The sequence below is a fragment of the Pseudonocardia sulfidoxydans NBRC 16205 genome, assembly GCF_007989085.1.
In the GTDB taxonomy this organism is placed as follows: domain Bacteria; phylum Actinomycetota; class Actinomycetes; order Mycobacteriales; family Pseudonocardiaceae; genus Pseudonocardia; species Pseudonocardia sulfidoxydans.
Window position 1 is genome coordinate 11,560 of sequence record NZ_BJVJ01000048.1, and the last position, 25,922, is coordinate 37,481.

A 25,922-nucleotide genomic window follows, 5' to 3' on the forward strand; every position below is an offset into this window, starting at 1 on the left:
ATGACCGACGACGTCGAGACTCCCCGGGAACTGGACGGTCTGGCGGAGGTCCGGCAGTGGCAGGAGGAGCTCTACCGCGACCTGCACCGCCACCCCGAGCTCTCCCACCGGGAGCGGCGCACGGCCGGCATCGTCGCGGACCGGCTGCGGCGGTCGGGCTACGAGGTGCACGAGGGTGTCGGCGGCACCGGCGTCGTCGGTGTCCTCGCCGGCGGCGCCGGGCCGACGGTCCTGCTCCGCGCCGACATGGACGCACTCCCTGTCCGCGAGGCGACGGGCCTGCCCTACGCCAGCACCGTCGTCGTCGACGACGCCGCCGGGAACCAGGTGCCGGTGATGCACGCCTGCGGGCACGACGTCCACGTCGCGAGCCTGCTCGGTGCCGCCCACCTGCTCGCCGAGCGGGCGGACCGCTGGGGCGGCACCGTGGTGGCGTTGTTCCAGCCCGCCGAGGAACTGGGTGACGGCGCCCGCGCCATGGTGGCCGACGGCCTCGCCGATGTCGTCCCCGCCGTCGACGTCGCACTCGCCCAACACGTGCTCCCGCTGCCCGCGGGCACGGTCGGCACCCGGACCGGCCCGGTCCTGTCGACGGCCGCGAGCATGCGCATCGTCGTGTACGGGCGCGGTGGCCACGGGTCGATGCCGCAGGCCACCGTCGACCCGGTCGTCCTGGCCGCCATGATCGTCGTCAGGCTGCAGGGCGTCGTGTCCCGGGAGACCGCACCCGACGACTTCGCCGTGCTCACGGTGGGCAGCATCCAGGCCGGGTCGAAGAGCAACATCATCCCCGACTCGGCCGAGCTGCAGCTCAACCTTCGCGCCTACAGCGAGCGCACCCTGTCGCACATGGTGGACGCGATCCGCCGGATCGTCACCGCGGAGTGCCAGGCGTCGAGGTCACCGAAGGACCCCGAGTTCGAGCTGTTCGGAGCCTTTCCCCTCACCGACAACGACGACGCCCTCACCGGGCGGGTGGCTGCCGCATTCGCGGAGTTCTTCGGCGAGCGGTCGGTGGAGCTGCCGCGGCAGAACGCCAGTGAGGACTTCACCGACATTCCCGTCGCGTACGGCGCCCCGTACACCTATTGGGGCGTCGGCGGGGTCGACCCGGCCCGCTACGAACGCGCCGCGGCCGCCGGTCGGGTCGCCGAGGACATCCCGGTCAACCACAATCCCGCCTTCGCCCCTGTCCTCCAGCCGACGCTCGACACCGGGACCCAGGCACTCGTCGTGGCGGCCCTCGCCTGTCTCACCAGAGCCGACGAGCCGCCACGATGAACGCTCGGGTCAGCGCAGCCGATCGAGGATCTCGTCGACCTCGTCGAGCGGATCCCGCCCGATCTCGACGACGATGACGTCCTCGTCCGTTCCGGGCGCCTCGAGTGCTGCGATCTGGGACGACAGCAGCCCGGCCGGCATGAAGTGGCCGGTTCGGGCGGCGAGCCGCTGCTCGATGACGGCGGGCGATCCGGTGAGGTGCACGAAGACGACGTGGTCGCCGCGGAGCCGGTCGCGGTAGGTCCGCTTCAGGGCCGAGCAGGTGATGATGCCGGGAACGCCGGCGGAGGTGTGCCGGTGGATCCACTCGGCGATGCGGTCCAGCCACGGCAGGCGGTCCTCGTCGGTGAGCGGCTCACCGGCCGCCATCTTGGCGATGTTGCCCGGTGGGTGGAGGTCGTCGCCTTCCTGGAGATCCCAGCCGAGCCGGCCCGCGAGCATCCCGGCGACGGTCGACTTGCCGGACCCGGAGACGCCCATGACGACCAGGACCGTGCGGTCCCCGGGTTCCATCAGGAGTCCTTGCGCCAGCGACGGCGCAACGCGAAGGCGGCGGCCTTGGGCTTGCGGTCCCGGGTGAAGACGCCCTTCTTGTTCCCGTCCACGCGCATGATCCCCGAGGTGGTCGCGAAGTCGGCGAAGTTCCACACGTGCTCACCCACGACGGCGTCGACGCGGTCGAACACACGGTGGTTCATGTCGAGGTAGGCCACCTGGTACTCCTCGCTCCACGGCTGCGGGGTGAGGGAGTGCAGCCCCGGGAGGGTGTCGGCGCCGTACTCGGTGACGATGATCGGCTTGCCCTCGGTCGCCCAGCCCTGCAGCTCGTCGAGCCAGGCCGTCTCGGCGGCGGCGAGGTCCCCGGTGTTGACGTACCAGCCGTAGTACCGGTTGAGCATCAGCACGTCGGCGAACTGGGAGACGCGGCACTTCCCGTGCGGGGCGAGCATGACGTTGACGAACCCGACCGGCCGCGTCGGGTCGGCCTCCCGGGCCACGTCGAACAGCGGCCGGAAGTAGTCCTCGGCGCCCTCGGTGTCGGACTCCGGCTCGTTCGCGATGGACCAGACGACGACGCAGGGATGGTTCTTGTCGCGGGCCACGAGTTCGCGGATCGCCTGTGCGTGGACGGCTCGGGTCTCGTCGTTGACCGTGTCCGGGCTGTAGGTCTGGTAGCCCTGGCTGCCGAAGATGCCGCCGCCGAGCCCCATGTTCAGTCCGACGGCGGCGGTCTCGTCGATGACGACGATGCCGTGGCGGTCGGCGTAGTCGAGGACGTCCTCGGAGTAGGGGTAGTGCGAGGTGCGGAAGGAGTTGGCGCCGATCCATTCCATGAGTGCGAAGTCGTGGACGAGGTAGCCGTCGTCGTGGCCCTTGCCGATCACCGGGATGTCCTCGTGCTTGCCGAACCCGGTGAAGTGGAACGGCTCGGAGTTGATGAGGAACTGGGTGCCACGGACCTCGACGGTCCGGATGCCCACGCTCTGGTGGTAGGAGTCGACGACCGTGCCGCCGCCGTCGCCGTCGCCGCCGCCGTCGTGCTCGACGAGCTGGACCTCCAGGTCGTAGAGGTAGCCGTCGCCGGGTGCCCAGCGGTGTACGTCGGCGACGGTGAGGCGCCCGGATGCGCCCGACCCGGACGCGACCTCGTGGCCGTCGGCGTCGCGGAGGACGGCTCGGACTCCGAGGCCGTCGGCGCCGACCGTGGTGGCGGTGTAGTCGACGGTGCCGGTGAGACCGTCGAGGCCGGTGACGACCGTGACGTCGTCGGTGTGGGCGTGCGGGGTGGCGCTGAGCCAGATCGAGCGGTGCAGGCCCGCGTAGTTGAAGAAGTCGTGCCAGTAGCGCTGCCGGGGGCCTGCGGGGGTGTCCTCGACGACGCCGGGCGGGATGGTCTGGAACGACAGCGTGTTGTCGACGCAGGCGGTGACCCGGATCTCCTCGCCCGCGCTCACGAGGCCGGTGATGTCGGCCTCGAACGGGGTGTAGCCGCCCTCGTGGCTCATGACCTCCGTGTCGTCGACCCACACCGTCGCGCGGTGTGTCGCGGACTCGAAGTGCAGGACGACCCGCTGACCGGCCCACCCGCGGGGCACCCGGACGGTGCGTTGGTACCAGACCTCGCCGAGGTGGTCGCGGACGGCGGCGTCGGCGGCGATGTCGTTGTAGCTCGCGGGCACCGCCATCTCGCTCGCGTGGGGAAGCCGGCCGGCCCACCAGCGGGCGGTGCGTCCCTCGGCCTCGGGGTCGAGGGAGAAGGCCCACAAGCCGTCGAGCCGCTTGCGTTCGCGGGTCGAGCTGTCCTGGGGTCGTAGCACGGCGTGTCCCTTCGTCGCAGCGATGTCCGTACCCATTGATGCAGGGCCACGATCCCGGCGACCAGGAATTGCCGCGGGTTGTCCCAGTTGCAGTTGTCTCAGTGGAGCCGGAAGAGCATCTCGCCCGCCCGCGGCACGACGAGGGTGTCCGGGTCGGCCTCGTAGGCGGCGACGTCCACCGACGCCGGGTCGAGGTAACCGAGGTTCACGGCGTGACAGACCTCCTCGGGGATGGCCGTCGCCAGCGTCACCCGCACGCGCAAGCGCTCCTCGCCCGTCGCCGCGTCGTAGGTCCCGGCGCCCCGCAGGTGGGTCGAATGGGCCAGGACTCCCCAGTGAACCTGCGAGAACCGGTCCCATTGCGCCACGAAGTAGTCGCGGCAGTGGTAGCCGATGTCGTGGATCTCGCGGTGGGTCGAGGAGATCTCCGTGACGTGCGGTGCGTAGAGGATCACCTCTCCCCCGTCGGCGACCACGGGCTCGAGCTTGTAGAACCCCTTCGCGGCGGTCCAGATCTCGTCGTACATCTGCGGGACGACCGACAGCACCCGGCGCACCGGCGCGTCCAGATAGGTCACATGGGTGGCCGCGCACACCTCCGCCGCCGACGCCCACGACGCCCGGCTGTCGCCGAACGACACCGAGTGCAGACCGCTCACCCGGACCGGTGACGGGACCGTCGCGTCGACGGCGCCGTCGACGGCGCCGTCGGCGACCTCGGCCGTGACCGCGCAGATCGCGAGCTTCTCCGACGGGATGAGCGCGGCCCCGTCGTCGATCAGGGCCCGGACCGGGGTGATCCCGGTGGTGCCGATGATGTCCGCCGAGGTGATCAGTGCACCCAGCCAGTGCGACACGTCGATGATCTTCTGGCCCCCGACGCCGGGGAAGAAGTACTTGTTGCCGCCCGAGATTCCGACGACCTCGTGCGGCAGCACGGGTCCCAGCACCAACGCCACGTCGTGGTCGACGACCGCGCGGTTGAGCAGCACGGGCACGTCGAGCTCCATCCGACCGTCGGAGAGCTCGGCGATCCGGGCTGCGGGCACGGTCCCGAGGTCGGCGTAGATCTCCGGCTTCCACCACTCGTGGTTGACGACCGTCGTGCCGGGATAGGTCTGCTCGAGACGGCCCGGCTCGTAGCCGAGGTGGGCGGCGAGCGCGTCCTCGGACATCGGCGCGTGGGTGCCCAGCGCGACGAGCACCGTCAGCCTGCTCACGCGCCCGTGCAGCGCCTCGTGCACCGCGCGCAGCAGCAGCGGCAGTGGGCAGGTGCGGGTTGCGTCCGGCACGAGCACGCAGACGCTGCGCCCGTCGAACGGGTGGTCGGCGAGCTCCCTGAGCACGAACGCGGTGACCTGGTCGGCGTCGAGCACGGTCGTCGCGTCGCCGATGCGCGCAGCCGCGGCCGCCAACCCGGGTGGGACCTCGCCGATGAACGTCATGGCCCAACTCTGTGGGCAGTGGCGAGGTGTGACAAGCGGCGACTCCCACAACTAGCCTGGCTCGGTGGAGTCCCGTCCCACGATCTACGACGTCGCCAAGGCCGCCGGGGTCGCGGCGTCGACCGTGTCGCGGGCCTTCTCGCGGCCCGGACGGGTGGGCGCCGAGACCGCGCAGCGGATCTTCGCGGCCGCGGAGTCGCTCGGCTACCGGGCCTCCGGGCTGCCCGGGCTGGTCGGGTCGCGTACCGGCACGATCGCGCTCGTCGTCACCGACATCACCAATCCGTTCTACGTCGAGATCATCCGCGGCGCGCACGAGGCTGCCGCGGACGCCGGCTACCTGATCCTGTTGTCGCACACGCAGGAGGACGCGCAGCTCGAACGCACCTGGACCGAGCGCGGGCTGCCTGCGGTGGACGGCGTGGTGCTCGCGAGCTCACGGATGTCCGACAGCACGATCCGCATGGTGGCCAAGCAGAAGCCGACGATCGTGCTGAACCGGCGGCTGCCCGAGGTGCCGAGCGTCATCACCGACAACGCCCGAGGGGTGCGACGTGCCGTCGAGCATCTCGTCGGGTTGGGCCACGACACCATCACCTATCTGGCCGGCCCGGAGACGAGCTGGGCCGACGGGATGCGGTGGCAGGCCTTGCGCGAGGCCGGCGCCGAGCTCGGTGTGCGGGTCCGGCGGATCGGGCCGGGGAACACCCCGACGGTGGCAGCCGGGCACCAGCTCGCCGGTGAGGTGCTGGCCCACCGGCCGACGGCGGTGCTGGCCTACAACGACGCGATGGCGATCGGTGTGCAGAAGGGTCTCAAGCGGCTCGGTGTGCGCATCCCGCAGGACACCAGCGTCGTCGGCTTCGACAACATCATCCTGGCCGACCTCGTCGAGCCGGCGCTGACCACTGTCGGCGCACCGTTGCACACCCAGGGCGCGATCGGCGTCAAGAACCTGATCGCGATGGTCGGGGGTGCCACGCCCCGCCGGGAACCGGTGGTGCTGCCCGTGCAGCTGGTCGTGCGTGACTCGACGGGCCGCCGCCGCCGCTGAGAGCCGGCGGGTCCCGGCAATTCCCGGCAATTCATGGCCCAGGACGTGCGGGTGTGCCGACCATGGGTCATGACCTCGCCGCCGCAGCTCAGCCCGCACCCCGACCGTCTGCTGCCGTCCGAGCCGGGAGTGCGCGCCATCGCCCGGCGGTTGTACGCCGCGGTGCAGGACCTGCCCATCGTGTCGCCGCACGGGCACGTACCCGCGCAGTGGCTCGCCGACGACACACCGTTCCTCGACCCGACGAGCCTGCTGCTGTCCCCCGACCACTACATGACCCGGCTCCTGCACGCCTCCGGTGTGGCGCTCCCGGACCTGGGTGTCGGCACGGGCCGCCTCGACGAGGCGGCCTCGCGCCGGGCGTGGCGCATCCTGGGTGAGCGGTGGGCGCTGTTCCGCGGCACACCGAGCAGGCTGTGGATGGAAACCACGCTGGCCGACGTCTTCGGCGTGACACAACGGCTGTCCGCGCAGACGGCCGACGACATCTACGACCACGTCGCACGGTGCCTGACCACGTCCGCCTTCCGGCCACGAGCCCTCTTCGACCGGTTCGGTATCGAACTGCTGGCCACCACCGACGACCCGTGTGACGACCTCGCCCATCACGAGGCCCTCGCCGGCGACCCGGGCTTCGGTGGCCGGGTGGTGCCGACCTTCCGCCCCGACCGCTACCTCGAACCGGGCCGGGAGGACTTCCCCGAACTCATGAAGGCCCTGGCGACGGCGTCCGGTGTGGACACGGGCCACTACGCCGGCTACGTCGCCGCGCTGGAGAACCGGCGTCGCTACTTCGTCGAGCACGGCGCCGTGTCCAGCGACCACAGCCACGCCGACGTCGTCACCCTGACGCTCGACCGGGCGGAGGCCTCCCGCATCTACGCGGCAGCGCTGTCGGGGCTCGCCGACCCGGCCGAAGCCACGGCGCTGCGGCGGCACATGCTCGTGGAGATGGCCCGGATGGCCGTCGACGACGGACTGGTCATGACCCTGCACCCGGGGGTCCGTCGCAACCACCACACGCCGACGTTCCGTGCGGTCGGGGCCGACACCGGCCACGACATCCCGGTCGCGACCGAGTTCACCCGCGGCCTCCAGCCGCTCCTGGAGCGGTTCGGCACGGCCGCCGGGTTCCACCTGGCGTTGTTCACCGTCGACGAGACGGTGTTCTCCCGCGAGATCGCGCCGCTGGCCGGCTTCTACCCGTCGGTGTACGCCGGGGCGCCGTGGTGGTTCCTCGACGCGCCCGAGGCGATCCGCCGTTTCCGCGGGGCGGTGTCGGAGACCGCGGGCTTCTACCGCACCACCGGGTTCATCGACGACACCCGCGCGTTCTGCTCGATCCCCGCCCGCCACGACATGTCCCGCCGGCTCGACAGCGGCTTCCTCGCGCGCCTGGTCGCCGAGCACCGCCTCGACGAGGACGAGGCCGTCGAGACGGCTGTCGACCTCGTGACCACGATCCCCCGGAAGGCGTTCAAGCTGTGACCGTCCATGCTTCTCCCACGCCGGCCCGGTCCCGCGCGCTCGACAGGGCGACCGACGGACGGCCCGCACCGCCGGTCAGGATCGTGCACCTGGGTGTCGGGAACTTCTTCCGCGCCCATCAGGCCTGGTACACCGAGCACGCACCCGACGCGAGCGGCTGGGGCATCGCGGCGTTCACCGGCCGCTCGCCCGGCGCCGCCGTGGGCCTCGAGCGCCAGGCGGGCCTCTACACACTGCTCGTCCTGGGCGCCGACCGAGCCGAGGCCGAGGTCGTGTCCAGCCTCAGCGCCGTCCATGCCGCCGACGACCTCGACGCGCTGCGCCGCTACCTGGCGTCGGACGAGGTGGCCGTGGTCACGAGCACCGTCACCGAGGCGGGCTACCGGCGCGACGACGCCGGCGGCCTCGATGCCGGTGCCGACGACGTCCGCGCCGACATCGCCGCGCTGGCAGCCGACCCGGCGGGCGGGCGGGTGACGACCACCCCGGGCAGGCTCGTCGCCGGGCTGCTCGCGCGCCGCGCCGCGGCCGTGGGGCCGCTGGCGCTCGTGCCGTGCGACAACCTCCCCGACAACGGTGCCGCGTTGCGCCGGGTCGTCACCGATCTCGCCCGGCTCGTCGACCCGGGCCTCGTCGCGTGGATCGACGAGCACGTCTCGTTCGTCACGACGACGGTCGACCGGATCACTCCACGGCCGACCGATGCCGACCGTGCCGAGGTGGCGCGCCTGACCGGCGTCGACGACCCCCAGGCGGTGGTCACCGAACCGTTCGCCGAGTGGGTGCTCGCCGGTGACTTCCCGGCCGGGCGGCCCGCGTGGGACGTCGCGGGGGCCCGGTTCGTCGAGGACGTGCGCCCGTTCGAGACACGCAAGCTGTGGCTGCTCAACGGCGGCCACTCGGTGCTGGCCTACGCCGGGTCGATCCGCGGCCATCTCACCGTCGCCGAGGCGATCGCCGACCCGCTGGTCCGCGACTGGGTGGAGGAGTGGTGGGAGGCCGCCGGCCGGCACCTGACACTGCCGGCCGTCGAGGTCGCGGCGTACCGACAGGCACTGTTGGACCGCTTCGCGAACCCCCGGATCCGTCATCTGTTGGCCCAGATCGCGGCGGACGGCTCGCAGAAGGTGCCGATCCGCGCGGTGCCGGTCCTGCTCGCCGAGCGGGCGGCGGGGCGGTTGCCGCTGGGCGCGACCCGTTTCGTGGCGGCGTGGATCGCCCACCTGCGGGGGCACGGTGCGCCGGTGACCGACGTCCGGGCCGCGGAGATTCGCACGCTCGCCGACGGGCCCGCCGACGCGGCGGCGGCCGAGGTGCTCACGTGGCTCGGCGTCGACGACCTCGAGGTCACCGCCATGGTGGAGCAGCAGCTACGAGAGCTGGAACAGGGCAACTGAGGGCAATCGCCCGGCAATCCGCGGCAACTCCTGTCCGAGCGGACCGCAGAAACCCTGTAATCGGTTCACCCTGATTTCGGGAAGTATCCACGGGAAATATCCACGACGCAGGAGCACACCATGACATCGCCGTCACCAGCGGTTCCCAGCATTGCGGGTGAGAATCTCGGCAAGAGATCCGTCATCGGATACGGACTCGGCGACTTCGCCAACAATCTCGCATTCACGCTCGGCACCACGTTCCTGCTCTACTACTACACCGACGTCGCCGGTCTCTCCGCCGCCGCGGTCGGCACGATGTTCCTGGTGGTGCGTTTGTGGGACGCGTTCGCCGACATCCTGGCCGGGCGCCTCGTCGACCGGGCGATGACGCGCTGGGGCAAGTTCCGCCCCTTCATTCTCTTCGGCGCGGTGCCGCTGCTCTTCCTCAGCTTCCTGACGTTCAACGTTCCCGAGGACTGGGAGATGGGCAGCAAACTGCTCTACGTCTATCTCACCTACGCCGCTCTGGGTCTGGTCTACTCACTGGTCAACATCCCCTACGGCTCGCTCGCGTCGGCGATGACGCAGTCGGTGCACCAGCGCGCGAAGCTCGTGGCGTCGCGCTTCTTCGGCGGCGCCGTCGCCGGCATCGTGCTGACGTATCTCATCGCGCCCCGCATCTCGAACCTGAGGGCCGACAAGGCCACACTGCCCGCGGCCGAGTACCGCGACCAGGTCCAGGCGATCTTCACCCAGACCACGCTCGCCTTCATCGTGATCGGCTCGATCGCCTACTTCCTCACGTTCTTCTGGTGCCGCGAGCAGGTCGTGCGCACGCAGCGCGGCGTCTCGTTGCGCGAGACGATCGACACCCTCCGGCACAACCGGCCGCTGGGCTACCTGTGTGCGGCGAGCTTCTTCTACCTGCTCGGCCTCTTCGCCGTCGGTGGGGCGTCGGCCTACTACGCGCAGTACGTGATGGGCGACATCTCCTGGCTGGGTCCCATCACCCTGGTGAATGCGGGGACGTCGGTGGTGCTCGCACCGTTCATTCCCAAGCTCGTCGACCGCTTCGGCAAGAAGGCGCTCTTCCAGTGGTGTGGTCTGCTCACCGTTGTCGGCGGTGTCGCGCTGTTCTTCACCCCGGCCGGTCTGGCGGTGCCCGCGCTTGTCTTCCTGGCCGTCAAGGGAGCGGGCGGCGCCCTGATCAACACGTTGATGTTCGGTCTGGAGGCCGACACCGTCGAGTACGGCGAGTGGAAGTCGGGCAAGCGCTCCGAGGGCGCCACCTACGCGATCTTCTCGTTCACCCGCAAGATCACGCAGTCGATCGGGGGCGCCGCAGGCGCGTGGGCCCTCGCCGTGGGCGGATATCTGTCGGCGACGAAGGACGTCCCCAACCCGGTCCAGCCGGACACCGCGATCATCGCGATCAAGTTCACCGTCGGCCTACTGCCCGCCCTGTGTGCCGTCGTCGCGATGCTGATCTTCTGGAAGTACCCGCTGACCGACGACCGGTTCCGTGAGATCCGCGACGAGACCGAAGCGCGCAAGCGGGCCGCAGGCAACCTCATCGCACCCGACGGCCGCGCGCTCGACTGACTGAGCGACCCCCTGGTCGCGTCCTCCCAGCGGTACGCTGCGCGACCCGTCTCCGGCGCATGGGCACCGCTCAGGCCGGACCGTCCGGTGCAGGTCTCACACGCTTGCCGACGCGAAGGAGCTGTCATGGCACACGTCTCGATCATCGGTACAGGGAACATGGGGCAGGCGATCGCGTCCGTGGCCGGCAAGGGCGGCCACACCGTCCAGCTGCTCGGCCGGGACGACGCCGCCACCGCGGTCACCGGCGACATCGTCGTCCTCGCGGTCCCGTACTCGGCGATCAGCCAGATCGTCACCGCCCGCGCGGCGGGCCTCGCGGGGAAGACGGTCGTCGACATCACGAACCCGCTCGACTTCGAGACCTTCGACAGTCTGATGGTCCCCACCGACAGCTCGGCAGCCGCCGAGATCGCGGCCATGTTGCCCGATTCCGTCGTGCTCAAGGCCTTCAACACCACCTTCGCCGGGACCCTCGCCGCCGGCTCGGTCGGACCGTTGACCACGACCGTGCTGATCGCGGGCGACGACGCGGCAGCCAAGTCGGAGCTCGCGGCAGTCCTCGCCTCCGGCGGGCTGAAGGCCGTCGATGCCGGCCCGCTCAGGCGTGCCCGCGAGCTGGAGGCTGTCGGGTTCCTGCAGCTCACGCTCGCTGCGAACGAGAAGATCTCCTGGACCGGCGGCTTCGGTCTCGTCGATCAGGCCTGACCGGTCTCGATCCGGCTGATCTTGTCGCCGGTGAGCTGGAAACGCCAGAAGGTCGACATGTCGCCCCACACGTCGTTGCGGTAGCGGGCGAGCAGACGGAGCCCGCCCTCCTCCTCGCGCCGGACCGTGACACGGCCGTTCGCGGAGAAGATCTCGCGGTCGATCCAGTCGGTGAGCGTCCGCGGCGAGCCGTCGTCGGTCAGGGTAGCGTCCGGGGTCAGGGTGGCCAGGAACGCGGCCCGGTCGCCGCGGTTGACCGCCGCGATGAGTTCGGCGATCACCGGGATGGTCGGCACGGTCGTCGTCATTGTTCTCTCGTTCGTCGGGGCGAACGGCCAGCGGCGGCCGATCGCGACGTGCAGGATGACGGAGGTCGACAGCGCGTTGAGGGCTGCGTGTTCGATCCATTCGTCGGTGTCGGCGCGGGCGAACTCCATGATCGCAGCAAGTCCGGCGAGCCCGGCCGCGAGCAGCGCGGCCAGGGCGAGTGTCGCGACCATGAGCAGCGGGCGTGCGCCCCGGCCGCTGATCGTGTTCTCGAACAGCATTCCGAGGAGAAGACCGGCGGCGACGACACACCCGGCCAGTGCTCCGATCCACGACGCGTCCAGCCCCAGCGTCACCCGGGCGAGGAGGAACGTGAGGATGCCGGCGCCGAGCACGGTCGCGTGCGCCGCGCCCAGCCGTGTCACGGTCCGGCGGATCGTGGAGAAGGGCCATCCGCGCCAGACCACGTAGAAGAGCACCTGCCAGGCGCCGATCACGACGAGCGCGGCGCCGGCGTCCTGACCGGAGACCGGGCCGCGGCGGGCGACCATGTCCGAGCCCGCCACGGGGTCGATCCGGACCAGCGCGAGGGTGCCGACGACCGCGATGATCCACGAGGCAGCCACCGCGAGCAGCCCGGCCGGTAGCGGGTGCATGCGCTGCAGGGGCCGGCGTTCGCCGACGAGGGTGATCTGCAGCATCACGACGAACGCCGCGCCGGCGACCGGGAGGGTGGCCGGGAAGGTCGGCAGGTGCCCGGGTCCAGGGTCGGCGACGAACATGCCGGGCAGGTCGAGACCCCCGGCGACGATCTGCCCGAGCCCGGTCAAAACGACGGCGCCGACGATGATCAGCGCCGTGTTCGCCCACCCGGACAGCGCGGACGGCAGCCGTGTGCCCGGCCAGTTGTGCCACCAGAACGCGATCATCGCGATGAGTGGCAGGGAGTGGGTGACGAGCGGTCCGATGACCAGGGTCGAGCCGTCTCCCCCGGCACCGATCGCCAATGCGATCGCGATGGGCACGACCAGCAGCAGTCCGAGCAGCCCCAGCGCCGGTTGACCCCTTTCGCCCTCGTCGGACGTGCGCTGGTCGGTGGGCGGCGCGGTGCCCGGTGGGAGGTCGGGCACCGGCCGCCTGGTGGTCGTCACGTCGGGGCTGCCGCGGGCGTCGGCTCCATGACCGTCTCCGGCGTGATGGGCAGGCTGCGGACCCGCCGGCCCGTTGCGTGGAAGATGGCGTTGGCGATGGCGGCGGCCACCCCGACCTGACCGATCTCGCCCACGCCCTTGGCCCCGAGCGGGCCGACGACGTCGTCGTGCACCTCGACGAAGTCGACCGTCACCTCGGGTGCGTCGGCGTTGACCGGCACCAGGTACTCGGCCAGGTTCGTCTCGGCCCAGCGGCCGGTGCGGGGGTCGGTGTGGTTCCCCTCCAGCAGGGCCTGGCTCATGCCCCAGAGCATGCCGCCCATCAGCTGGCTTCGGGCGAGGAGCGGATTGAGCACCCGGCCCGGCGCGAACGCCCCGCCCAGCCGGCGGACGCGGACCAGGCCGAGCTGTGGGTCGACGGCGACCTCGGCGAACTGGGCGCCGAAGGTGAGCAGGCCGTGCGGGGTGTCCAGCGGCGGCGGGCGCCAGGTGCCTGTGGCCTCCGCGTCGGACAGGTGGTTGCGCCCGAGCAGCTCACCGTAGGTGTCCGTCGCACCGGCACGGTCGGAGGACGTGAGGCGTCCCGCTGTGACGGTCACCGACGCGGGGTCGACGCCGTGCAGCGGGGAGCCCGGGTCGCCGATGGCCAGGTCGACGAGCTGGCGGCGCAGCGCGGTCCCGGCCTCGTGGACGGCGGAGGCGACCATGCCCGCCCCGGCGGACCCGACGGCGGCCGTGCTGTTCGGCAGGTCGGTGTCGCCGGCCTGGAACTCGATGTCGGACAGCGCCACACCCAGCGCGTCCGCCCCGACCTGGGTGGCCATCGTCAGGACGCCGGTGCCGAACTCCTGGGTGGACGTCGCGACGGTCGCGCTGCCGTCGGCGAAGATGCGGGCCCGGGCCCGCTGGGGTGGCATGAAGAACGCCATCGGGTATGCCGCCACCGCCATCCCCGTGCCGATCAGCCAGTCCCCGTCCGGTTGCGCGCGCGGGGCCGGGTTCCGCCCGGACCAGCCGAACCGCTCCGCTCCGAGCCGCAGACACTCCTCCAGCCCGCCGCTGGACCACGGGTTGCCACGGGGGTCGGTCGTCGCGACGTTGCGCAGCCGCAGCTCGAGCGGATCGAGGTCGACACGCCGCGCGAGCTCGTCCATGGCCGTCTCGAGGGTGAACATGCCCAACGTCTCGCCGGGCCCCCGGGTGAAGGTCGGGGTCATGGTGTTGCCCTTGATGAGCCGGTGCACGCCCAGGTAGGCGTCGCAGGCGTAGAGCTGCGACGAGACGCCGGTCGCGGGCTCGGCCCAGTCGTCGAACAGGGAGGTGATCGAGAGCTTATCGTGCCGGATCGCGGTCAGCCTGCCGTCGCGGGTGGCGCCGAGCGCGATGGACTGCTCCTGCTCCTCGCGGTGACCGGTCGAGGTGAACATCTGCGGCCGGGTGAGCATCAGCTTCACCGGCCGGCCGACGATCCGCGCGGCCATGGCGGTGAGCGTCGTGTGCGGCCACACCATGGCCTTGGACCCGAACCCGCCGCCGACGAAGTGGGTGATGACCCGGACGTGGGACACGGGCAGCCCGAGCAGCTGTGCCACGGTCTGTTGGGTCGCGCGCACGCCCATGGTCGACTCGTAGAGCGTCAGCTCGCCGCCGTTCCACACAGCGACCGTCGACGGGGCCTCCAGCGCGTTGTGGTGGTTGGCCGCCATCCGGTAGCTCATGTCGACCCGAAGGTCCGCGCGGGCCAGCCCGGCCTCGACGTCGCCGCGCTCCTCGCGCCCCGGCATCAGCCCCGCGAAGAGACGTTCCGCGTCGTAGGCCCGCTCCCGCCCCTGGTCGATGGTGGTGATCGCCGGAGCGGCCTCGTAGTCGACGCGCACGAGTGACGCCGCGTGGTGGGCCTGCTCGTAGGTGTGCGCGACGACCAGCACGACAGGCTGGCCCGCGTAGTGCACGACGGTGTCCTGCATGGGGAAGAAGCTCTCGCCGGGTGCGGCGGCCCCGAGCAGGGACGGCAGCAGGTGCGGCGGGGAGGCGACGGCGGGGACGTCGTCGTGGGTGAGCACGGCGAGCACGCCCTCGGCCGCGCGTGCCGCGGCGGCGTCGATCGCCGTGACCCGGCCGGCGGCGACCGTCGACCCGACGATCGCGAGGTGGACCGTTCCCGGCGGGGTGATCTCCGCCGAGTAGAGCGCGGCGCCGGTGACCTTCGCGGGGCCGTCGACACGGGTGACCGGTGTACCGACCGAGGTCATGATCGGATCCCCTTCAGGCTCTGGTTGAGGCCGCGCACCGCCGCGCGCTGGGCCAGCTCGATCTTGAACGCGTTCTGTTCGCGGCCGACCGCGTCGGCGAGCTCGACCGCAGCCGCCCGCCGGAACGCGGCCTCCGTCGCCGGGCCGCCGACCAGGGCCGCCTCCGCGCGCCACGCCCGCCACGGCTTCGTCCCGACACCACCGAGCGCGAGCCGGACGTCGGTCACGATCCCCGCGTCCACCTCGATCGCCGCGGCCACCGAGACGAGTGCGAACTCGTAGGACTGCCGGTCGCGGAACTTGAGGTACACCGAGTTGCGGGCGATCGGTGTGCCCGGCACGTCGATCCCGACGATCAGTTCGTCGCGCCCGATCGGATGCTCGATCTCGGGGGTCTCGCCGGGGAGCAGGAAGAAGTCGTCGGCGGCGATCGCGCGTGCGCCGGCGGCTCCGACCGTGTGGACGACGGCGTCGAACGCGACCAGCGCCACCGCCACGTCGGAGGGGTGCGTGGCGATGCAGTGGTCACTGGTGCCGAGGACGGCGTGGCCACGGTTGGGCCCGTCGAGCGCCGCGCAGCCCGTCCCCGGTTCGCGCTTGTTGCACGCGGAGACACCGTCGCGCAGGTAGGGGCACCGGGTGCGCTGACACAGGTTGCCGCCCAGGGAGGCCATGTTGCGCAGCTGCTCGGAGGCGCCCTGGAGCAGTGCCCGGGAGATGGCCGGGAACCGGTGGACGACGCCCGGCGCCCGCGCGACGTCGTTCATCCTGGCGAGCGCACCGATGTGCAGCCCCCCGTCGGGACGGTCCTCGACGGCCGTGAGCGGGAGGTCGTTGATGTCCACCAGGTGACCGGACCGCGACACGCCGGCCCTGAGCAGGTCGACCTCGGTGGTCCCGCCGGCGAGGAACGCGCTGTCGGGGCCGGCCGCGACGAGGGCGAGCGCGTCGTCGACGTCCCTGGCGCGGCTGTAGGTGAGTGGTCTCACGCCGCACCGCCGGCGGCGTCGCGGACCTGGCGGACAGCGGCGCGGATGTTCGGGTAGGCGGCGCAGCGGCAGATGTTGCCGCTCATGAACTCGCTGATGTCCTCGTCGGTGGTGGCGTTGCCCTCCTCGATGAGCTTGACCGCGGACATGATCTGGCCCGGGGTGCAGTAGCCGCACTGGAACGCGTCGTTCTCGAGGAAGGCCCGCTGCATCGGGTGCAGCTCGTCGCCGTCGGCGAGCCCCTCGATCGTCGTGACCTCGTGACCGGCGGCGGCCGCAGCCAGGGTCAGGCAGGCGAGCACGCGCCTGCCGTCGACCCACACGGTGCAGGCGCCGCAGGTGCCCTGGTCGCAGCCCTTCTTGGTGCCGGTGAGACCGAGATGCTCGCGCAGCGCGTCGAGCAGGCTCACTCGCGGCTCGACGTCGACGACACGACCCCGGCCGTTGATCTCGACTGTCACGGGCACGCAGTGCGGCCCTCGGATGTCCTGCCGGGATTCGGTGGTGGACATGGGACTCCTCTCCGTCGCGGAGGCACGGGCCGCCCGGCGGCCGACGGCGTGTGGTGGGTGCCTCCGTCGTGAGAGCGTGCGCGCCGGGCCCCCGCCTGTCCGCCCGGCGAACGGCACTCCTCGATACCGGCCAGCCCCCACCGGGGCTACCGGCCGCCCGGAACCGCAGGCTGTCGTGTCCGGTGAGGCACGTGCGCGTTCCCCGGGTGGTTCGCGGTGAAAGAATCGGGGCCATGGGTTCGAGCGTCACGCCACCGGGTACCGGCTCGGCCCCGCTCCCCGGCACCGAGCTGCTGCGCGACGGGGAACGTTCGCGCGTCGTCCGGCTCGTCGCGGGCCGCCGCACCGTCGTCCGCAAGGAGCCGCTCGGTCCCGGTGCGCCGCAGCGCCTGCGCCACGAGATCGAGGTGTTGGGCCGGCTGCGCGGCGTCCCCGGGATCGTGCAGCTCCTCGACACCCCTCGGCATCCGGGGTCGATCGTCCTCGAGGACGTGGGTGGCCCGAGCCTGGCGAGCCGGCCGACGCCCCTGGAGCTCGACGTCCTGCTCCCGCTCGCGGTCCGCCTGGCCCGGGCGGTGGGCGGGATGCACCGCCGCGGCGTGATGCACTGCGACATCACACCCGCGAACATCGTCGTCGGGCCGGACGGCGCTCCCGTCCTCGTGGACTTCGCGCTCGCGACGACGTTCGCCGAGGTCCGTCCGGAGTTCGGGGGGACGACGCGCGGCAGCGGGATCGCGGGCACCCTCGCCTATCTCGCTCCTGAACGGACCGGGCGCACGGGCCGGGCGGTGGACCAGCGGGCCGACCTGTATGCGTTGGGCGCCACGATCTACGAGCTCGCCACGGGCTCGCCACCGTTCGGTGACGGCGATCCGCTGCAGCTCGTGCACGATCATCTGGCGCGGGTGCCCGACCCCGCCGGGCAGCTGAACCCACGACTCCCGGCCGCCCTGTCCGACATCATCGCGCGGTTGCTGGAGAAGGAGCCCGACAGCCGCTACCAGACGGCCGAGGGCCTGGTCCACGACCTGGAACAGGTCCGGGACGGCCGGCGGGCGGGTTCGACGGGCCCGTTCCGCGTGGGCGAGAACGACGTCCCGCTGCGGCTGCTGCCGCCGTCACGGCTGGCGGGCCGTGACGCGGAGATCGGGTCGTTGCGGTCCGCGTTCGAGGACGCACTCGTCGGCGGCTGCCGCACGGTCCTGGTCAGCGGCGCGCCGGGGGTCGGGAAGACCGCGTTGGCCGACGAGCTGCGGCCCCTGGTGGCGCGCGAGGGCGGCTGGTTCGTGGCCGGCAAGTTCGACCAGTACCGACGCGACCTGGCCTCCAGCGGCGTCCACCAGGCGTTCCGGGCGATGGGCCGGATGCTGCTCGCCGAACCCGAGGACGAGCTCGTGGCGGTGCGGGAACGGATTCTGGCAGCGCTCGGACCGAACGCCGGCCTGATGGCCGCCGTGGTCCCGGAGTTCGCCGTGTTGCTGGGCGTCGCGGCAGAACCCGGCGACCCGCTGACCGCGCAGCTGCGGGGGCAGCGCAACGGCGTGCAGATCCTGCGGGCGATCGCGTCCCGGCAGCGCCCGTTGGTGATGTTCGTCGACGACGTGCAGTGGGCGGGCCGCACGCCGCTCGGGTTCGTCGAGATGCTCCTCGACGAGGAGCCGGTCGAGGGCCTGCTGCTGGTGTGCGCCCATCGCGACCCCGACGCGGGCGAGGCCGAACCGTTCGCCACGCACCTGCCGCGGTGGCGGGAACGGGTCGGCGTCCGCCATGTGGCGCTGGCTGACCTGCCCGTCACCGGCCTGGTCTCGATGGTCGCCGACCTGCTGCGGATGCCCCGGGGACACGCGGCCGAGCTCACCGACGAGCTGTACCCGCACACCGCCGGCAACCCGTACGTGACCGTCGAGCTGCTGGGTGCGCTGCGCCGCGACGGCCTGCTCGTCGCGACGTCCACGGGGTGGGTGTGGGACACCGCGGCCGTGCGTGCCCGGCTGAGCCGGACCGCGGTCGACGAGCTGCTGGTCGCGCGCGTCACCGCGACACCGCCGGCAACGCGGCGCGCGATGGCGGCGATGGCGTGCCTGGGCGGCCGCGTGGAGACCGACGTCCTGCAGGCCGCGACCGGCCGGTCGCCGGAGGCGCTGGAGCGTACCCTCGCCCCGGCCCTCGTCGAAGGTGTCCTGGTGCTCGAGCCCGGGGGCCACCCCGCGGTGCGGTTCCGTCACGACCGGATCCGTGAGGCCATCCTGCTGGAGCTCGCCGACGCGCGCCGTCGTCCCCTGCAGCTCGCCATGGCCCGGCGGCTGGCCGCGCACCCCGACTTCGTCGGGATCGCCGCCGAGCAGTTCCTGGCGGTGGCCGGCGCACCGGACCTCCTCGACGGTCCCGCCGAGCGCGACGGTGTCGTCGCGCTGCTGCGGCGCGCCGCCGGGGAGGCAGGCCGCGTCGCCGACCACGCGGTGATGGACACCCTGTCGGCGGGCGCGCTGCAGCTGGCCGACCCCGCCGACGCCGCCCTGCGTGTCGAGCTGCACCGCGACCGGCTGACCGCCCTGTACAGCCTGGGACGCCTGGAGGAGGCCGACGAGCAGTACCGGGCCGTGGAGGAGCTGCGCCCCGACGCCGTCGCGCACGCGTCCGCGGTCGCCGTGCAGGTACGCACCCTGACCCACCGCGGCCAGGTCACCGAAGCTCTCGACCTGGCCGTCGACGTGCTGCGCGAGCTCGGCATCGACGTACCGGCCGACCGGACCCCCGACGAGGTGGCGCGACAGATGCGCCACCTGTACCGGTGGCTCGGCAGCGACCCGGCCGACGAGCTGCGCCGTCCGGAGATCAGCGACCCGCGGCTGCTCGCCGCGCTGGAGCTGATCCACGCGATCCTCCCGGCGGTGTACTTCGTCCCCGATCCGGCGCTCTACAGCTGGTTGAGCCTCGAGGCGCCCCGGATTCTGCACGAACACGGGCCCGCCCGACCGTTGATCGCGGCCGCCCGGATCGCGGTCAATGCCTCGACGATGTCGCAGGCGGAGGACCGCGATGCCCTGTACCGCGCGACCCGCCGGCTCCTGGCCCTGAGCGAGGCCCGCGGCTACGAGCCCGAGACCTCGGTGCTGCGGGCGCTCTACGCGAGCGTCGTCGTGTGCTGGTTCGAGCCGCTGGAGAACGCGGTCCAGCTGGCCCGGCACGCCAGGGCCGGTCTGGTCGCGCGTGGCGACCTGGCCTACGCCGCGTACGCCTACCACCCGGCCGTCGCCGGCCTTCTGGACTGCTCCCCCAGCCTGGTCGACTACGTCGACGAGGTGCAGTCGGCGCTCGCGTTCAGCCGGCGCACCGGGAACGAGACCACCTCGCAGTGGTTCGACAGCTACCGGTGGGTGGCGGCCGCGCTCCGGGGTGAGGATCCGGCCGCCGCCGAGGCGCCGGCCCGCCCCGTGGCGCCCACCGACAGTCCCGCGGCCATGCTCTTCGACCACATCGCGCGCTCGATCGTCGCCGCCGTCTTCGGCGACACGGCTGGGCTCGACCACCACTCCGCGGCGGCGATGCCGCTGCTCCCCGCGGCATCGGGGCTCTACCCGACCGCGCTGGCCCGGCTGCTGCGCGGGCTCGCCCTCGCCGAGCAGGCGCGCGGTGCCGACGACGGCGCGCGCGACAGCCCGCTCCGCGAGCTCGACGAGGTCTCCGGGTGGCTGGCCGACAGCGCGGCCGGGGCTCCCGAGAACTTCCTGCACCTGGCGCGGTTGCTCGACGCCGAGCGCGCCTGGGCCGTCGGTGACTTCCGCGCGGCGGCGCAGACGTTCGACGCCGCCCGGCAGGAGGTCGCCCACGGACGGCGTCCCTGGCATCGAGCCCTGATCACCGAGCGCGCCGCCCGGTTCCATCTCGCGCACGGCCTCGACCAGGCCGGGCGCGACCTGCTCGCCGAGGCGCGTCACCACTACGCCGCGTGGGGCGCCACCGCGAAGGTGGCGCAGCTCGACTGGGCCCACCCGGCCCTGCAGCCCGTGGCACCCCCCGACGGGGTCTCGGTCGCCGAGCAGCACCTGGCGGGACGGCCCGCGGTCACGAGCGGCACGATCGACCTGCTCGGCATCCTGTCCGCGACGCACGCCCTCAGCTCCGAGACCGGCATCGAACGCCTGCACGCCCGTGTGGTCGCCGTGCTCAGCGCGATGACCGGGGCCACCGGCGTGCACCTGCTGCTGTGGGACGACGACCACCTCGGCTGGCGGTCGCCGCGGTCCCGGCCGGGGGCCGGCGGGGGCGCACCCGCCCGCACCGTGGACGAGACCGCCGCGCCGCTGACGGTGTTGCGCTACGTCCAGCGGACCGGCGAGACGCTGGTCGTCGACGACGCGACACGCGACGACCGGTTCGCCCGCGATCCCTACCTCACCGGCCTCGACGCCTGCTCGCTGCTGGCGGTGCCCATCCTCAGCCGGGGAGCGCTGCAGGCGGTGCTGCTGTTGGAGAACTGCCTGATCCGCGCAGCGTTCACCGCGCAGCGGCTCGGCGCCGTCCGGCTCATCGCCGCCCAGCTCGCGGTCTCGCTCGACAACGCCCAGCTCTACACGGACCTCACCGCCTCGCGGGCACGGATCGTCACCGCGGCCGACCAGGCGCGGCGGCGCATCGAGCGCGACCTGCACGACGGGGCCCAGCAGCGCCTCGTCACCCTCGCCATGCGCGCGAGGATGGCCCAGGCCAGCGCAGCTGCCGGGTCCGCAACGTTGCACGAGGAGCTCGACGCGCTGGTGGCCGAGGCCACGACGGCGATGACCGAGCTTCGTGAGCTCGCCCGCGGCATCCATCCACCGACGCTCGCCGAGGGCGGCCTGCGGTCCGCCCTCAACGCGCTCGCCCGCCGCTCCCCCGTACCGGTGCAGGTCGAGGTCCCGGCGGGCCGACGGCTGCCCGACCCGATCGAGACCGCGGCCTACTACGTCGTCGCCGAGGCGCTGACGAACGCCGCCAAGCACGCCGACGCCTCGGTCGTCACCGTCACGGTCGAGGTCGGCACCGGCGCTGCGGGCGCCGTGGTGTGCGTCGCGGTGCGCGACGACGGCCGTGGCGGCGCCCACCTGGGCGGCGGGTCCGGACTCCTCGGGCTCAAGGACCGTGTCGAGGCGCTCGGCGGCCGGCTCCTGGTGCGTTCCGCACCCGGTGCCGGCACCGTGATCCAGGCCGAGCTCCCCCTACCGTCCACGGCGACGGCTGCCGGCTGACGGCGGGCTCACCGCCCCGCGTCGCCGGCCGCGCGTACCAACGCCTCGACCGCGGCCCCCGACAGCGTCGACTTGCCGAGGAACCCGATCGCCGGGCTCGCCTCGAGCAGCTCGACGAGGTCGTCCTCGGCGTGGACCGAGATCAGGATCAGGTGGCCCGGGTCGACGTCCGGGGCGGCAGTCAGGCGTCGCGCCAGCTCGAAGCCGCTGATCGCGCCGAGGTCGACGTCGACCAGTGTCACGTCGGGGCGCAGCTCGGCGAGGTGCTGGAAAGCGGCCTCGCTCGTCGAGGCGACGCCGACGACGCGCAGCCCCTCCTGCTCGAGGAGAGCCCGCGCGGACCGGAGGAAGTCCGGGCTGTCGTCGACGATCACGCACCGCAGAGCCACGACGAAAGCCTAGGGCCGCCGATGCAGGCGGCCATTGCAGCTAGCCGCCATCCCCATGCGCTTCCCGCCACGTTCGGCGGGGGGTCGATAATCCGGACATGGGAGATAGCCGTACCCGTGTCGTCATCGCCGAGGACGACGTGCTGCTGCGCGAGGGACTGTCCCGGTTGCTGACCGACGCCGGGTTCGAGGTCGCCGGGCACTACGGGACCTCCACCGAGCTCATGTCCCATGTCGGGCGCCTGTGCCCCGATCTGGTGATCGTCGACATCCGGATGCCGCCCACTCACACCACCGAGGGGCTCGACGCGGCCCGCGCGATCCGCCAGGAGCTGCCCGGGACCGCGATCCTCGTGCTGTCCGCGCACGCCGAGGTCGAGCAGGCCACCGAGCTGCTGCGCAGCGGGCAGCGCACCGGCTACCTGCTCAAGGACAGGATCAGCGACGTCGGCGACTTCCTGGCCACGGTGGACCGCATCGTCAAGGGCGGCACGGTCGTCGACCCCGCGCTCGTGCAGGAGCTGCTCGCCGCCCGCCGGGTGGACAACCCGTTGCAGGCCCTCTCGCCGCGCGAGCGCGAGGTGCTCGCACTCATGGCCGAGGGCCTGTCCAACGTCGGTATCGCGAACCGGCTGTGGGTCGCCGAGGGCACGGTCGAGAAGCACGTCCGCAGCATCCTGACCAAGCTCGGCATCGCCGAGGTCGCGCAGAGCCACCGCCGTGTGCTGGCGGTGCTCACCTTCCTCGACAACCATTGACCTGACGACGACGGCCGCCGCGTCGCCGACCCACCCCCCGACGGTGGAGCGACGACGCGGCGCTCCTAGAGCGCGCCGACGGCCTCGCACGCCTTGCGCACGCCCTCCCCGTAGGACGGGTCCGCCAGGCTGCAGTTCTCGATGTGCCGCTCCACGGTCGAGGCGCGGGCACCCCTGATGGCACGCGCGGTGTTGAAGAACAGCGCGTCCTGCTGCTCGGCCGTCATCAGCCGGAACAGGTCCCGGGTCTGGGTGTAGTAGTCGTCGTCGTCCTCGCGGAAGTCGAAGTGGTCGGCGGTCACCGGGCCGAGCCCCGTGCCCGGCTCGGCGTAGGAAGGCTGCTCGGACCAGCGGCCGAAGTTGTTGGGCTCGACCCCGGGCACGCCGCCCTGGTTCCCGTCGACGCGCATCGCCCCGTCACGGTGGTAGGTGTTGAGTCCCGTGGCGGCGTGGGGGTGGTTGACCGGAATCTGGTGGTGGTTGACCCCGACCCGGTATCTGGCCGCGTCGCCGTATGAGAAGAGCCGGCCCTGCAACATCCTGTCCGGGCTGACGGAGATGCCCGGGACGAGGTTCGCCGGGGTGAAGGCGGCCTGCTCGACGTCCGCGAAGTAGTTGTCGGGATTGCGGTTGAGCTCGAACTCCCCCACCTCGATGAGCGGGTAGTCCTTCTTGCTCCACACCTTGGTCAGGTCGAAGGGATGGAAGCGGTAGGTGGCCGCATCCGCCTCCGGCATGATCTGCACGAACAGGGTCCACCTCGGATGCTCGCCCCGCTCGATCGCCTCGAACAGGTCCCGCCCGTGCGACTCACGGTCCTCGGCGATGACGGCGGCGGCCTCGGCGTCGGTCAGGTTCTGGATGCCCTGGCGCGTCCGGAAGTGGAACTTGACCCAGTGCCGCTCGCCCGCCGCGTTGATGAGGCTGAACGTGTGGGAGCCGAATCCGTGCATGTGCCGGTAGGACCGGGGGATGCCACGGTCGCTCATGACGATGGTGACCTGGTGCAGGGCCTCGGGCAGGTTGGTCCAGTAGCCCCAGTTGTTCTCCGGGTTGCGCAGGTTGGTGCGCGGGTCCCGCTTCACCGCCCGGTTGAGGTCGGGGAACTTCAACGGGTCGCGGTGGAAGAAGACCGGGGTGTTGTTGCCGACGACGTCCCAGTTCCCCTCCTCGGTGTAGAAACGCACGGCGAAGCCGCGGATGTCGCGCTCGGCGTCGGCGGCGCCCCGCTCGCCGGCGACGGTGGAGAAGCGGGCGAACATCGCGCATTCGTTGCCGACGGCGCCGAACAGCGCCGCCCTCGTGAAGTGTGAGATGTCGTGGGTGACCCGGAACGTGCCGAACGCGCCCGCACCCTTCGCGTGCATCCGGCGTTCCGGGATGACCTCGCGGTCGAAGTGCGCGATCTTCTCGATCAGCCAGAGGTCCTGCAGCAGCACCGGGCCACGCGCGCCGGCGGTCATGCTGTTCTGGTTGTCGACGACGGGGGCGCCGGCCGCCGTGGTCAGCGGCTTCGTGTTGTCGGTGAATGTCATGTTCTCTCCTGTACCTCGTCTACTCCGGCCAGGAGTTGTTCTGGATGATGTCGACGAAGTCCTTGCGGACGAACGACGGGTCGAAGCGGGCGAGGACGTCGTCGTTCATGGTGCCGAAGGTGGTGTCGGGCCGGTCGGCCATCGCGTCGTTGAACGCCTGCAGGATGCGGTTCTTGAAGTCCGGCCGGGGGTGCGCGGCGACGACCTCGGCGCGCTGCTCGGGGGTGATCTCGTCGAGGTCGAGGCCCAGTACGTCGGTCTCCACCCCGAGCGTGACGACCGCGACCTCCGGCGCCAGGTGCAGCGGGACCTCCGGGGTGGTGTGCAGCGCGATCCCCAGCCACACGTTTCCGGCCTCGGTCTCGGAGCGGCCGTGGTCGCGCAGGAAGCTGCGCGCGGCGTCGGCGCCGTCGATCTCGAAACGCCGGTCCTTGCTCGCGTAGGCCGACGTCAGCCCGAGGTCGTGGAACAACCCGCCCACGTAGGCCAGTTCGGGATCGACGTCGAGGCCGCGCGCCGCGGCCTTGAGCGACCCCCAGAGGTAGACGCGCCTGGAGTGGTCGAAGAGGGTGTCGTCCTCGACCCCACGCACGAGCGCGGTGGCCTCGCGGGCGAGGGCGGTGTCGGGAATACTGATACCTGCGATGGTCTCGGGCATGTCTGCTCCTTCAGCGGCTGGGCCCGGGGGGCGTGCACTCGCCGTCGACATCAGGTCGCGAGGAAGTCCAGGAGGGCCTTGTTGACGATCTCCGGGTGGGTCCAGGCGATGTTGTGCGGACCGCCCTCGACCGTCACGGAGGTGAGGTCCTTGATCAGTCCGGGCAGCCGGGCGGCGGTGGCCGCGTGGGGCAGGATGCGGTCGGCGTCGCCGTGCACGAGCAGGGTCGGGACGTCGATGTTCGGCAGGTCGTCGCGGAAGTCGGTGAGCCAGGTGTCGACGCAGGCCTCGGCCGCGAACGACGACGCGCCGATGGCGGTGACGAAGCTGTTCTGCCAGGCCTGCTCGCTGATCAGGGTCCCGCCGAGGACGTCGACGTTGTAGAAGTTGTCGAGGAAGTCCTTCAGGTACGCGGGGCGGTCGGCCACGACGGCCGCCTTGATGTCGTCGAAGACCTGCTGGTCGACACCCTCGGGGTTGTCGTCCGTCTTCAGCAGGAACGGGGGGATCGCCCCCAGGAGGACCGCCTTGCGGACCCGGGCCGAGCCGTAGGTGGACAGGTAGCGGGTCACCTCGCCGGTGCCCATCGAGAATCCGACGAGGACGAGGTCGTCCAGGTCGAGGTGGTCGAGCAGGGTCTTCAGGTCGGCGGCGAAGGTGTCGTAGTCGTAGCCGACGGTGGGCTGGCTCGACTTGCCGAAGCCGCGCCGGTCGTAGGTGATGACGCGGTATCCGGCCGAGAGCAGGGCGCGCTGCTGCTTCTCCCAGGACGCGCCGTTGAGCGGGTAGCCGTGGATCAGGACCACGGGCTGCCCGCTGCCGTGGTCCTCGAAGTAGATCTGGATGTCGGCGTCGTTCTCCTGGCCGACGGTGAGCAGGGTCATGAGGTACTCCTCTTGATCGGG

19 protein-coding genes are annotated in these 25,922 nt (G+C 71.9%); 8 read left to right on the forward strand and 11 right to left on the reverse strand.

Annotated elements, in window-relative coordinates; genetic code table 11:
* Positions 1-1,281: an amidohydrolase gene (locus PSU4_RS20730; RefSeq protein WP_147110961.1), complete on the forward strand. Its 1,281-nt coding sequence runs from the start codon at positions 1-3 to the stop codon at positions 1,279-1,281.
* 9 nt (positions 1,282-1,290) lie between these two features.
* Here the strand turns inward: PSU4_RS20730 and PSU4_RS20735 are convergent, their stop codons facing one another.
* The 3 genes from PSU4_RS20735 to PSU4_RS20745 all read right to left on the reverse strand — a co-directional run bounded on the left by PSU4_RS20735 (position 1,291) and on the right by PSU4_RS20745 (position 5,044).
* Positions 1,291-1,794 carry a gluconokinase gene (locus tag PSU4_RS20735; protein ID WP_147110964.1) on the reverse strand — a complete coding sequence of 168 codons (504 nt, stop codon included), beginning with the start codon at positions 1,792-1,794 and terminating at the stop codon, positions 1,291-1,293.
* Entirely contained in the window at positions 1,794-3,599 is a 1,806-nt protein-coding gene (gene uidA, locus PSU4_RS20740) for a beta-glucuronidase (RefSeq protein WP_246115249.1), read from the reverse strand. Before uidA ends, PSU4_RS20735 begins: the two co-directional genes overlap by 1 nt.
* A gap of 98 nt (positions 3,600-3,697) precedes the next feature.
* Positions 3,698-5,044 carry a lactate racemase domain-containing protein gene (locus PSU4_RS20745; protein WP_147110970.1) on the reverse strand — a complete coding sequence of 449 codons (1,347 nt, stop codon included), beginning with the start codon at positions 5,042-5,044 and terminating at the stop codon, positions 3,698-3,700.
* A 64-nt stretch (positions 5,045-5,108) separates the two neighbouring features.
* On the opposite strand from PSU4_RS20745, the gene PSU4_RS20750 reads away from it, so the two are divergent.
* From PSU4_RS20750 to PSU4_RS20770, 5 genes are all read left to right on the forward strand, one after another.
* Positions 5,109-6,098 (forward strand): LacI family DNA-binding transcriptional regulator, encoded by a 990-nt coding sequence (locus PSU4_RS20750; protein WP_147110973.1) that lies wholly within the window; start codon positions 5,109-5,111, stop codon positions 6,096-6,098.
* Positions 6,099-6,167: 69 nt separating this feature from the next.
* Entirely contained in the window at positions 6,168-7,586 is a 1,419-nt protein-coding gene (gene uxaC, locus PSU4_RS20755) for a glucuronate isomerase (RefSeq protein ID WP_147110976.1), read from the forward strand.
* Between the two features lie 83 nt (positions 7,587-7,669).
* Positions 7,670-8,983 (forward strand): mannitol dehydrogenase family protein, encoded by a 1,314-nt coding sequence (locus tag PSU4_RS20760; RefSeq protein WP_147110980.1) that lies wholly within the window; start codon positions 7,670-7,672, stop codon positions 8,981-8,983.
* 120 nt (positions 8,984-9,103) lie between these two features.
* Positions 9,104-10,567 carry a glycoside-pentoside-hexuronide (GPH):cation symporter gene (locus PSU4_RS20765; RefSeq protein ID WP_147110984.1) on the forward strand — a complete coding sequence of 488 codons (1,464 nt, stop codon included), beginning with the start codon at positions 9,104-9,106 and terminating at the stop codon, positions 10,565-10,567.
* Positions 10,568-10,693: 126 nt separating this feature from the next.
* Complete coding sequence (locus PSU4_RS20770) at positions 10,694-11,275, forward strand: NADPH-dependent F420 reductase (protein WP_147110987.1); 582 nt, start codon at positions 10,694-10,696, stop codon at positions 11,273-11,275.
* Here the strand turns inward: PSU4_RS20770 and PSU4_RS32520 are convergent.
* From PSU4_RS32520 to PSU4_RS20790, 4 genes are read right to left on the reverse strand one after another with little or no spacing between them, the layout of a single operon-like run.
* On the reverse strand, positions 11,266-12,693 hold the full coding sequence (locus PSU4_RS32520; protein WP_246115250.1) for a nuclear transport factor 2-like protein: 1,428 nt from the start codon (positions 12,691-12,693) through the stop codon (positions 11,266-11,268). The genes PSU4_RS20770 and PSU4_RS32520 overlap by 10 nt on opposite strands.
* Positions 12,690-14,945 (reverse strand): xanthine dehydrogenase family protein molybdopterin-binding subunit, encoded by a 2,256-nt coding sequence (locus PSU4_RS20780; RefSeq protein WP_147110990.1) that lies wholly within the window; start codon positions 14,943-14,945, stop codon positions 12,690-12,692. The genes PSU4_RS32520 and PSU4_RS20780 overlap by 4 nt, the downstream gene beginning before the upstream one ends.
* Positions 14,942-15,934 carry an FAD binding domain-containing protein gene (locus tag PSU4_RS20785; RefSeq protein WP_147110993.1) on the reverse strand — a complete coding sequence of 331 codons (993 nt, stop codon included), beginning with the start codon at positions 15,932-15,934 and terminating at the stop codon, positions 14,942-14,944. Before PSU4_RS20785 ends, PSU4_RS20780 begins: the two co-directional genes overlap by 4 nt.
* Positions 15,931-16,401: a (2Fe-2S)-binding protein gene (locus tag PSU4_RS20790; protein WP_222596357.1), complete on the reverse strand. Its 471-nt coding sequence runs from the start codon at positions 16,399-16,401 to the stop codon at positions 15,931-15,933. The genes PSU4_RS20785 and PSU4_RS20790 overlap by 4 nt, the downstream gene beginning before the upstream one ends.
* A 278-nt stretch (positions 16,402-16,679) precedes the next feature.
* Between PSU4_RS20790 and PSU4_RS20795 the strand changes: the two genes are divergently transcribed.
* Positions 16,680-21,677 carry an AAA family ATPase gene (locus tag PSU4_RS20795; protein ID WP_147110999.1) on the forward strand — a complete coding sequence of 1,666 codons (4,998 nt, stop codon included), beginning with the start codon at positions 16,680-16,682 and terminating at the stop codon, positions 21,675-21,677.
* Positions 21,678-21,685: 8 nt separating this feature from the next.
* Here the strand turns inward: PSU4_RS20795 and PSU4_RS20800 are convergent, their stop codons facing one another.
* Positions 21,686-22,066, reverse strand: a complete 381-nt coding sequence (locus PSU4_RS20800) for a response regulator (RefSeq protein WP_222596355.1) — start codon at positions 22,064-22,066, stop codon at positions 21,686-21,688.
* A gap of 98 nt (positions 22,067-22,164) precedes the next feature.
* On the opposite strand from PSU4_RS20800, the gene PSU4_RS20805 reads away from it, so the two are divergent.
* Entirely contained in the window at positions 22,165-22,824 is a 660-nt protein-coding gene (locus PSU4_RS20805; protein ID WP_147111001.1) for a response regulator, read from the forward strand.
* A 65-nt stretch (positions 22,825-22,889) separates the two neighbouring features.
* Here the strand turns inward: PSU4_RS20805 and PSU4_RS20810 are convergent, their stop codons facing one another.
* Genes PSU4_RS20810 through PSU4_RS20820 form a run of 3 tightly spaced genes read right to left on the reverse strand, consistent with a single transcriptional unit; the run spans position 22,890 to position 25,901 of the window.
* Positions 22,890-24,359, reverse strand: coding sequence for a catalase (locus PSU4_RS20810; RefSeq protein WP_147111003.1), 1,470 nt, complete (start codon positions 24,357-24,359; stop codon positions 22,890-22,892).
* Between the two features lie 19 nt (positions 24,360-24,378).
* Positions 24,379-25,017 carry an HD domain-containing protein gene (locus PSU4_RS20815; protein ID WP_147111005.1) on the reverse strand — a complete coding sequence of 213 codons (639 nt, stop codon included), beginning with the start codon at positions 25,015-25,017 and terminating at the stop codon, positions 24,379-24,381.
* 50 nt (positions 25,018-25,067) lie between these two features.
* Complete coding sequence (locus PSU4_RS20820; protein WP_147111007.1) at positions 25,068-25,901, reverse strand: alpha/beta fold hydrolase; 834 nt, start codon at positions 25,899-25,901, stop codon at positions 25,068-25,070.
* Between the last annotated feature and the right edge of the window lie 21 nt (positions 25,902-25,922).

Coding starts and splice junctions, on each gene's coding strand:
- PSU4_RS20735 (WP_147110964.1), bottom strand. CDS start 1,794: ATGGAACCCGGGGACCGCACGGTCCTGGTCGTCATGGGCGTCTCCGGG.
- PSU4_RS20770 (WP_147110987.1), top strand. CDS start 10,694: ATGGCACACGTCTCGATCATCGGTACAGGGAACATGGGGCAGGCGATC.
- PSU4_RS20780 (WP_147110990.1), bottom strand. CDS start 14,945: ATGACCTCGGTCGGTACACCGGTCACCCGTGTCGACGGCCCCGCGAAG.
- PSU4_RS20805 (WP_147111001.1), top strand. CDS start 22,165: ATGGGAGATAGCCGTACCCGTGTCGTCATCGCCGAGGACGACGTGCTG.
- PSU4_RS20795 (WP_147110999.1), top strand. CDS start 16,680: ATGGGTTCGAGCGTCACGCCACCGGGTACCGGCTCGGCCCCGCTCCCC.
- PSU4_RS20730 (WP_147110961.1), top strand. CDS start 1: ATGACCGACGACGTCGAGACTCCCCGGGAACTGGACGGTCTGGCGGAG.
- uxaC (WP_147110976.1), top strand. CDS start 6,168: ATGACCTCGCCGCCGCAGCTCAGCCCGCACCCCGACCGTCTGCTGCCG.
- PSU4_RS20765 (WP_147110984.1), top strand. CDS start 9,104: ATGACATCGCCGTCACCAGCGGTTCCCAGCATTGCGGGTGAGAATCTC.
- PSU4_RS20810 (WP_147111003.1), bottom strand. CDS start 24,359: ATGACATTCACCGACAACACGAAGCCGCTGACCACGGCGGCCGGCGCC.
- PSU4_RS20820 (WP_147111007.1), bottom strand. CDS start 25,901: ATGACCCTGCTCACCGTCGGCCAGGAGAACGACGCCGACATCCAGATC.
- PSU4_RS20745 (WP_147110970.1), bottom strand. CDS start 5,044: ATGACGTTCATCGGCGAGGTCCCACCCGGGTTGGCGGCCGCGGCTGCG.
- PSU4_RS20815 (WP_147111005.1), bottom strand. CDS start 25,017: ATGCCCGAGACCATCGCAGGTATCAGTATTCCCGACACCGCCCTCGCC.